Below are 7,303 nucleotides of genomic sequence, written 5' to 3'. Positions count from 1 at the left end.
AAACTCTCCAATAAAGTTAGTTTGTCTAGCATCTAAAAATAAAAATTGACGTTCACGTTGTTTGTTTCGTTCAGTTTTCAAAGAACTACTTGGTCGCTCATTTGCGACTTCCTTATGTTAACATCTTCATTTTCCGATGTCAACTAAGTTTTTCAATTTCTTTTTTGCCGTTTTCTGCGTTTCTGCATCAGCGACGTTTATTAATTTATCATATACTTATTCTTAACGTCAATACTTTTTAATAAAAAATTCTTTTTCTTACATAACGAATACATTCTTCCCTATTAGCAACTCTCCGAAATAAACAAAAAATGATTTTATACCTTTCTTCCATCGCCTTTTTTACAACGCTATGTATACGCTCATCTTCAAAATCAAATAAAAGTTCCTCTAACTCTCTCTTCAGTATGTATTCCATTTCTTTTTTCTCTTCCTTCGTCAACATAATCCCAAGCAAATTATCACCCCAATAACTCCTTACGTGTACCTATAAACGCCCCACTCATTTTCAATTATCAATAATGTATCATCAAAAAACAAAATTCTATCACTCATTATATCCACCACTTACGATATTAATCCCTTGTTCTCTTTTTTTAATTTAAAGCATATATGTAACTGAAAAGGATTGGACAAAGGGGCGTAATATTATGTTTTTCTTTTTTATTACGAGTAAAAGAACATTTAAACACATTAGCTTAATAATCGTACTTTCCTTATTTACAGCATGGCTACTCTTTTTAAAAACATATTCACATGAATCTGCTTTTTCAACTGCTACTGGCCCTAAAGTGATTTACAAAGGGGACACTGCAAAAAAACAAGTTGCATTCACGTTTGACATTAGTTGGGGGGACAAAAAAGCTATTCCAATCCTTAATACACTCAAAGAAAGAGAAATTAAGAATGCAACCTTCTTTCTCTCTGCTGCATGGGCTGAAAGACACCCTGATATTGTCGAACGCATCATGAAAGATGGACATGAGATTGGTAGTATGGGCTATAATTACACATCCTACAATTCACTAGAAGCAAATGAAATACGACGAGATCTTTTGCGGGCACAAGATGTTTTTACGAAACTTGGCGTAAAACAAGTCAAGCTATTACGTCCACCTAGTGGCGATTTTAACAAAACAACTCTTAAAATAGCGGAATCACTCGGATACACCATCGTTCATTGGAGTAACAATTCAAATGACTGGAAAAATCCCGGCGTAAATAAAATCATTTCCACAGTCTCTAGCAATTTAAAGGGTGGAGATATCGTCTTATTACATGCTTCTGATTCTGCCCTTCAAACAAATAAGGCTTTACCATTACTCTTACAAAAATTAAAGAGCGACGGATATGAACAAACATCTGTATCACAACTTATTTCCAACACAAGTACAAAAAGTGAAGATATTAAGTAGTTCCTTTCTACACGGTTCTTCACACATAAAAAGCTCTGCTATCTTTTGTTAAGATAGCAGAGCTTTTTTATACTAGCATTTACAGACGATAAGAATCTGGATAATTAAAAATCCACTCTCCTCATTAAGCTGACTTACTCTTTTGTCCAATTAAACGATGCAATACAAGTAACTGATATGAATTACACAATAGAAGTGGTATCACCATTAAATATAACCAATCTGTATCATTAATCCGGAGCGCTGGTACCCATTCAAGAATTGTTACAACGACCATAAAGAACAGAGCGGGAACAAATGCTTTTTTATTCGTTTCTTTACTCTTTATATAAGCGACAATTGCCCCAAACACAAATAACATCCCAGCAACAAGTATGTTATTCCCTAATGAAACTTCCCCATTTGCAATAAGTACTGACCTTAAATAAACGAAATCAAACAATACGAACGCAATAAAGAACAGTTGCACTGTATTCCATAAAGAAGATGACCGAAACATCCCTAATCCAAAACGATGGATCGTTAAATACGCAAAGAACCCCATTTGACTTATAACACTAAAAATAAATCCTACGCCCATCAACCAAAAGGAAATTGCTAAAATCTCTTTTCCGTCAAAATTTTGAAAAAATTTAGCGTACTTGTCCCACTCTAAAACAAAACCAATAAAGACTGTGCTAATCCCACCAAGAAACAACGTCGTAAAAAATAGTCGTACCCACTTGCGGCTATTCACAACACATCCCCCATTATTCTTATATTTCTAATTAAATTGTAACAATGACAATTTCAAAAAGCTAGCCATGTTAATGTATAAATTCCTTAAAGAGATTTATATTAAAAAAAGAGAACTTTGCTGAAAGGAGCTCCAACTTATGAAACGGATGCTGCTCGTTTTGATTTCTTCTTTTCTATTTATAGCACTAGCGGCATGTGCACAAGAAAAAGAAGCAAAATCCGAACTTGATTATGATCAAACAAAAAAAATGATTGTTGATATTTTAAAAACCGATCAAGGAAAAAAAGCGATCCAAGATGTATTAACTGATGAAAAAATGAAACAAGCACTCATACTAGATGAAACAGTAGTAAAGAAAACGATTGAAGATGCACTGGTATCTGAAAAAGGGCAACAATTCTGGGAAAAGCTCTTTAAAGACCCTGAGTTCTCATCGAAATTTGCTAAAAGTATGGGAAAAGAACAAACAAACTTAATGAAAACTTTACTAAAAGATCCTGAATACCAATCAGGTGTTATAGAAATTATGAAAAATCCTGAAGTAGAGAAAATTATGTTACAAACAATGAAGAGTAAAGAATATCGTCAATATTTACAGCAAGTACTAACCGAAACTGCCGAAAGTCCACTCTTCCAAGCTAAGATGATTGACATCATTAGTAAAGGTGTACAAAAAGCCGAAAAAGGTGGATCTGATAAGAAAGGCGCAGGTGGTGAAGGCGGTTCCCAAGATGGGAACAAAGAACAATAATAAAAATTATAGTAATGAGTGGACAATGTATATATTGTCCACTCATTACTACTTTATTTTTGCGCGACAGCTGTTTTATCAATAACTGTCTCAGCTATCGTACGATAAATGAGACCCGTTGTATGTGTATCTTCATATACTGACGGCGCAAAGTCCTCTTTATTCCAATCAGGTTGTTGAAGTGGAATTCGGCCAAGTACATCCGTTTGGAGTTCCGTAGCCAATTTATCTCCTCCACCTCTTCCAAACACATACTCTTTTTCACCAGTTGCTTTACTTTCAAAATACGCCATATTTTCAACAACACCAAGAATACTATGTTCTGTACGTAAAGCCATGGCTCCAGCGCGCGCTGCTACAAATGCCGCTGTTGGATGCGGCGTTGTTACAATAATCTCTTTACAAGCCGGCAACATCGAATGTACATCTAGAGCAACATCACCCGTACCTGGTGGTAGGTCCAATACTAAGTAATCTAAATCACCCCACTCTACTTCTGTGAAAAAGTGATTTAACATTTTCCCAAGCATCGGTCCTCTCCAAATAACAGGTGCGTTATCTTCTACAAAGAATCCCATTGAGATTACTTTCACGCCTAGACGCTCCACTGGTATTATCTTATCACCTCTTACGATTGGACGTTTTTCTATACCCATCATATCCGGTACACTAAAACCGTAAATATCCGCGTCAATGATACCAACCTTTTTGCCTAAACGAGCTAAAGCAATTGCAAGGTTAACAGAAACAGTTGATTTCCCTACTCCACCTTTTCCACTTGCCACTGCTAAAAATGTTGTATTTGAGTTCGGTGATAATAAGGATTCACTTTTCTCTTCCTCTTGCGGTGGTGCAAACTGAGCTAATTCCTCTTCTGTAAATTCTGCAAAACGAAGTCCAACTGTTGTTGCTCCAAGTTCTTTTACTAACTTTACAATTCCAGACTGCAACTGCATTTGTTCCGCTGTACCCGTCTTTACAATTGCAATTTTAACACTTACATGTTCCTTCTCAGGCTTGACTGTCACCTCTTTAATTGCATTTGTTTCTTTTAACGTTTTATGTATAAACGGATCTACAATCCCTTCCAATGCTTCCACTACCTGCTCTTTTGTTACCATAATTAGCCCAGCCCCCTGTATAAAAAATAACGTAATGTTAATTAAATTTATCTCTCTTTATTTTTGAAATAAATGCGTTTACATTTCCAGTATAACATATTTTCGGAAAACTTCGTTAACGAGAGAAACTCGAAAAAATCCTCCTTATTCTGGAGGATTTCCTTTTTCCGTAAAATAACGTAATATACCACGATATATTGCAGCAGCTACTTTTTGTTGGTATTTCTCCGAATTTAACATATATCTTTCATTCACATTCGATAAAAAGCCAGCCTCAATTAAAGCACCTGGTGTTTTGGCATACTTCAATAAATACACGTGAGGAATTGTTTTAGCAGAACGATTCGTATTTTCTAAGCTTGTTCTCAATTCCGCTTGTATAAATTTCGCAGCCCGTTCATTTTCAATCGAAGAACGATAGTAGAACGTTTGTGCGCCCTTAGATCCACTACTAGTTAGGGCATTTAAATGAATACTCGCAAAAAAGTCTACATCAGGCTTATTAATGATCTCAACACGCTTTTTTAAATCCTCTGCTTTACGTCTACTATATGACTTTGTATCTTTATTAGCTAAATCATAATCTCCTTCACGCGTTAAAATAACTAAAGCACCTTGTTCTTGTAAATAATCTTGTACCTTTTTTGTAATCTCAAGTGTAATATCTTTTTCTACAATATCCTTTCCACCAACAGCCCCTCCGTCTGGCCCACCATGCCCAGCATCTAGTACAATCACTTTCCCTGATAAGGGTAAATTCCAAGCTCGCCACGATTTTGTAATTTGAAATTCTTGTTTAACTAAAAAAAACAAAACAACCGCAGCGAGCGCAAAAGAGATAATTCGAATTCTCTTCATACCTTTCCTCCTCCAGCTAGTCCCTCTAATTACTTATATGGGACAAGAGGAAAGTTTATGCTTGTCTTAGTGTAGCTTTAATCGATATCTTCTTTCGCCTTTTTCATACCCTTCCTGCCACCACAAGCCGATAAACTGCTGGCAAGATTCAAAAAGTAATTCCTCGTCTTGCAACTTAATTTCACGTATAGTCATACTCGTTAAAAATTGAAATAACGTTTCAGTTAATTGTTGTTCTTCTTCTAAAGCCCTATATTTCACATCAAAGAACGATTCACCATGATAACCAAATTTACTGTATCTCGCTCCTAATAAATAAGATTCTATCCCTAGTTCAATACAATAATCTTCATACTGACGATGAAGTTCTTGCATCTGAAAGGCATCACGAATATTTAAACGCAATGTTTTTAATGATAATTCTCGCAGCATCTTCCGCTCGTATTTTAACTGCTTTTCTTTTTGTTTTTCTTGTAAGCTGACAATGACATTCATAGTACTTATAAACCTCCCTAATACGTATTAGTCTAAACTTCTAAAGAAGAAGCATACGCGAGGCCGTAGCACTAAAATATTCCAAGCTAAAAAAATTACAAAAGAAGAATTAAACATAAAAAAACCCCAACCAAAATGGTTGGGGTTTGTAGTTCGCAAAAATTAACGTTTTGAGAACTGAGGTGCACGACGTGCGCCTTTAAGACCGTATTTTTTACGCTCTTTCATACGTGCGTCACGAGTTAATAGACCCGCACGTTTTAATGTTAGACGGTATTCTGGATCAGCTTTTAATAAAGCGCGAGAAATACCGTGACGAATAGCACCAGCTTGACCAGTGTATCCACCACCATTTACGTTTACAAGTACATTGTAGTTACCTAAAGTTTCTGTTGCAACTAGAGGTTGTTTCACTACTTCACGTAATGCAGCAAATGGGATATAGTTTTCAAAATCACGACCGTTAATAATAACGCGTCCTTCGCCTGGAACTAGGCGTACGCGCGCTACTGAACTCTTACGACGTCCAGTGCCATAGTATTGAACCTGTGCCAAAGTAAGCCCTCCTTTAATTAATTATCCGCGAAGTTCGTAAACTTCTGGTTGTTGTGCTTGGTGTGGATGCTCTGCTCCAGCATACACGTTTAATTTCTTAGACACTTGACGTCCTAAACGTCCTTTTGGAAGCATGCCTTTAATTGCAAGCTCTAACATTTGTACAGGGTAGTTTGTACGCATTTCTAGAGCTGTTCTTTGCTTAAGTCCACCTGGGTGGTTAGTGTGACGGTAGTAAATTTTATCGTTTAATTTATTACCTGTTAAATGAATTTTCTCAGCGTTAATAATAATTACATGATCACCCGTGTCAACGTGTGGTGTAAATGTTGGTTTGTGTTTACCACGTAAAATGGATGCTACTTCAGTAGATAGGCGACCTAAAGTTTGACCTTCAGCATCAACCACATACCATTTACGCTCAACTTCGTTAGCTTTTGCCATAAAAGTCGTACGCATGTGTTTCCCTCCTCGTTATCTTTTCCATAGAAAAAATCTATTGTTTATCTTAAACACGATTTCCTTCCGGGGCTAATCGTGGTTTTAGAAACAATACCATATGTTATGATATACTTTTGAGTTTCTAATGTCAAGCAAATGTTACACCAGGATTAGTTGTTATAGTTTACCTGCCATAAGTAAAGTCCATGACCTGGAGCCATCTTTCCAGCAAACTGGCGATTTTGTTTCGCTAAAATCTCTGGAATACTATCCGGATCAAGCTTTCCTTGACCTACGCTAAGTAACGTACCAACAATAATTCTGACCATATTATATAAAAATCCATTACCTACAAAGCGAAAAATTAATTCATCGTCTTGCTCAATTAATTCGATTTCATAAATTGTTCGCACTTTATCTTTTTTGTCAGTTTTTGCCGAACAAAAAGAAGTAAAGTCATGCGTTCCAATAAAATAAGGAATCGCTTTTCTTATAGAGTTTATTTCGAGCGGATATGGATATTGATATACGTAATTTCTACGGAATACATCCGCAGTCTTTGATAATAATACACGATAGCGATATTCTTTTTTCTCGACACCGTAACGTGCATGAAATTCTTCTGTTTTCTTCTCTACCTGCCTGATAATAATATCATCCGGCAACATTGTATTTAAAGCATTACTCCATTGCCACTCTTCAAGAGACAAAGGTGTATCAAAGTGTATCACTTGTCCTTTGGCGTGAACGGTAGAATCCGTTCTGCCTGATGCCTGCACACGAACAAGTTCTCCTTTATGCAACTTCTGCAATGCTTTCTCTATTTCTTGTTGAACAGTCCGATGCTGTGGTTGAATTTGGTAACCACAAAAATGAATGCCATCATATGCAACTGTACATTTTATTCTTTCCATTTCTCTATTCTCCA

Annotated in this window: 10 protein-coding genes; 2 read left to right on the top strand and 8 right to left on the bottom strand. The window is 36.2% G+C overall.

Annotated features, from left to right (window positions below):
• Nucleotides 1-238: 238 nt before the first annotated feature.
• Nucleotides 239-457: a hypothetical protein gene (locus tag MR155_RS26850; protein WP_002139933.1), complete on the bottom strand. Its 219-nt coding sequence runs from the start codon at nucleotides 455-457 to the stop codon at nucleotides 239-241.
• Between the two features lie 193 nt (nucleotides 458-650).
• Between MR155_RS26850 and pdaB the strand changes: the two genes are divergently transcribed.
• Complete coding sequence (gene pdaB, locus MR155_RS26845; protein WP_113938444.1) at nucleotides 651-1,415, top strand: polysaccharide deacetylase family sporulation protein PdaB; 765 nt, start codon at nucleotides 651-653, stop codon at nucleotides 1,413-1,415.
• A gap of 124 nt (nucleotides 1,416-1,539) precedes the next feature.
• Here pdaB and kbaA read toward each other — a convergent pair whose 3' ends face one another.
• Entirely contained in the window at nucleotides 1,540-2,151 is a 612-nt protein-coding gene (gene kbaA, locus MR155_RS26840) for a KinB signaling pathway activation protein KbaA (RefSeq protein WP_002167158.1), read from the bottom strand.
• Between the two features lie 139 nt (nucleotides 2,152-2,290).
• Between kbaA and gerD the strand changes: the two genes are divergently transcribed.
• Complete coding sequence (gene gerD, locus MR155_RS26835; RefSeq protein WP_002009716.1) at nucleotides 2,291-2,905, top strand: spore germination lipoprotein GerD; 615 nt, start codon at nucleotides 2,291-2,293, stop codon at nucleotides 2,903-2,905.
• 53 nt (nucleotides 2,906-2,958) lie between these two features.
• Here gerD and MR155_RS26830 read toward each other — a convergent pair whose 3' ends face one another.
• From MR155_RS26830 to truA, 6 genes are all read right to left on the bottom strand, one after another.
• A complete protein-coding gene (locus MR155_RS26830; protein WP_113938445.1) occupies nucleotides 2,959-4,026 on the bottom strand; it encodes an Mrp/NBP35 family ATP-binding protein in 1,068 nt (355 codons plus the stop codon).
• 144 nt (nucleotides 4,027-4,170) lie between these two features.
• The gene (gene cwlD / locus MR155_RS26825; RefSeq protein WP_002009721.1) at nucleotides 4,171-4,884 is read right to left on the bottom strand and encodes an N-acetylmuramoyl-L-alanine amidase CwlD; all 714 of its coding nucleotides are present in this window, start codon (nucleotides 4,882-4,884) and stop codon (nucleotides 4,171-4,173) included.
• A 66-nt stretch (nucleotides 4,885-4,950) separates the two neighbouring features.
• Nucleotides 4,951-5,379, bottom strand: a complete 429-nt coding sequence (locus tag MR155_RS26820) for a DUF2521 family protein (RefSeq protein WP_002029335.1) — start codon at nucleotides 5,377-5,379, stop codon at nucleotides 4,951-4,953.
• A gap of 162 nt (nucleotides 5,380-5,541) precedes the next feature.
• The gene (rpsI, locus tag MR155_RS26815; protein WP_002009728.1) at nucleotides 5,542-5,934 is read right to left on the bottom strand and encodes a 30S ribosomal protein S9; all 393 of its coding nucleotides are present in this window, start codon (nucleotides 5,932-5,934) and stop codon (nucleotides 5,542-5,544) included.
• Between the two features lie 21 nt (nucleotides 5,935-5,955).
• Entirely contained in the window at nucleotides 5,956-6,393 is a 438-nt protein-coding gene (gene rplM / locus MR155_RS26810) for a 50S ribosomal protein L13 (protein WP_002029337.1), read from the bottom strand.
• Between the two features lie 152 nt (nucleotides 6,394-6,545).
• Complete coding sequence (truA, locus tag MR155_RS26805) at nucleotides 6,546-7,289, bottom strand: tRNA pseudouridine(38-40) synthase TruA (RefSeq protein ID WP_002124694.1); 744 nt, start codon at nucleotides 7,287-7,289, stop codon at nucleotides 6,546-6,548.
• Nucleotides 7,290-7,303 lie beyond the last annotated feature (14 nt).

This window comes from Bacillus cereus group sp. BfR-BA-01331 (genome assembly GCF_022663915.1).
Classification (GTDB): domain Bacteria; phylum Bacillota; class Bacilli; order Bacillales; family Bacillaceae_G; genus Bacillus_A; species Bacillus_A mycoides.
This window is presented reverse-complemented; position numbering and strand designations above follow the sequence as displayed.

Coding starts and splice junctions, on each gene's coding strand:
- pdaB (WP_113938444.1), top strand. CDS start 651: ATGTTTTTCTTTTTTATTACGAGTAAAAGAACATTTAAACACATTAGC.
- gerD (WP_002009716.1), top strand. CDS start 2,291: ATGAAACGGATGCTGCTCGTTTTGATTTCTTCTTTTCTATTTATAGCA.
- MR155_RS26830 (WP_113938445.1), bottom strand. CDS start 4,026: ATGGTAACAAAAGAGCAGGTAGTGGAAGCATTGGAAGGGATTGTAGAT.
- cwlD (WP_002009721.1), bottom strand. CDS start 4,884: ATGAAGAGAATTCGAATTATCTCTTTTGCGCTCGCTGCGGTTGTTTTG.
- MR155_RS26820 (WP_002029335.1), bottom strand. CDS start 5,379: ATGAATGTCATTGTCAGCTTACAAGAAAAACAAAAAGAAAAGCAGTTA.
- rplM (WP_002029337.1), bottom strand. CDS start 6,393: ATGCGTACGACTTTTATGGCAAAAGCTAACGAAGTTGAGCGTAAATGG.
- truA (WP_002124694.1), bottom strand. CDS start 7,289: ATGGAAAGAATAAAATGTACAGTTGCATATGATGGCATTCATTTTTGT.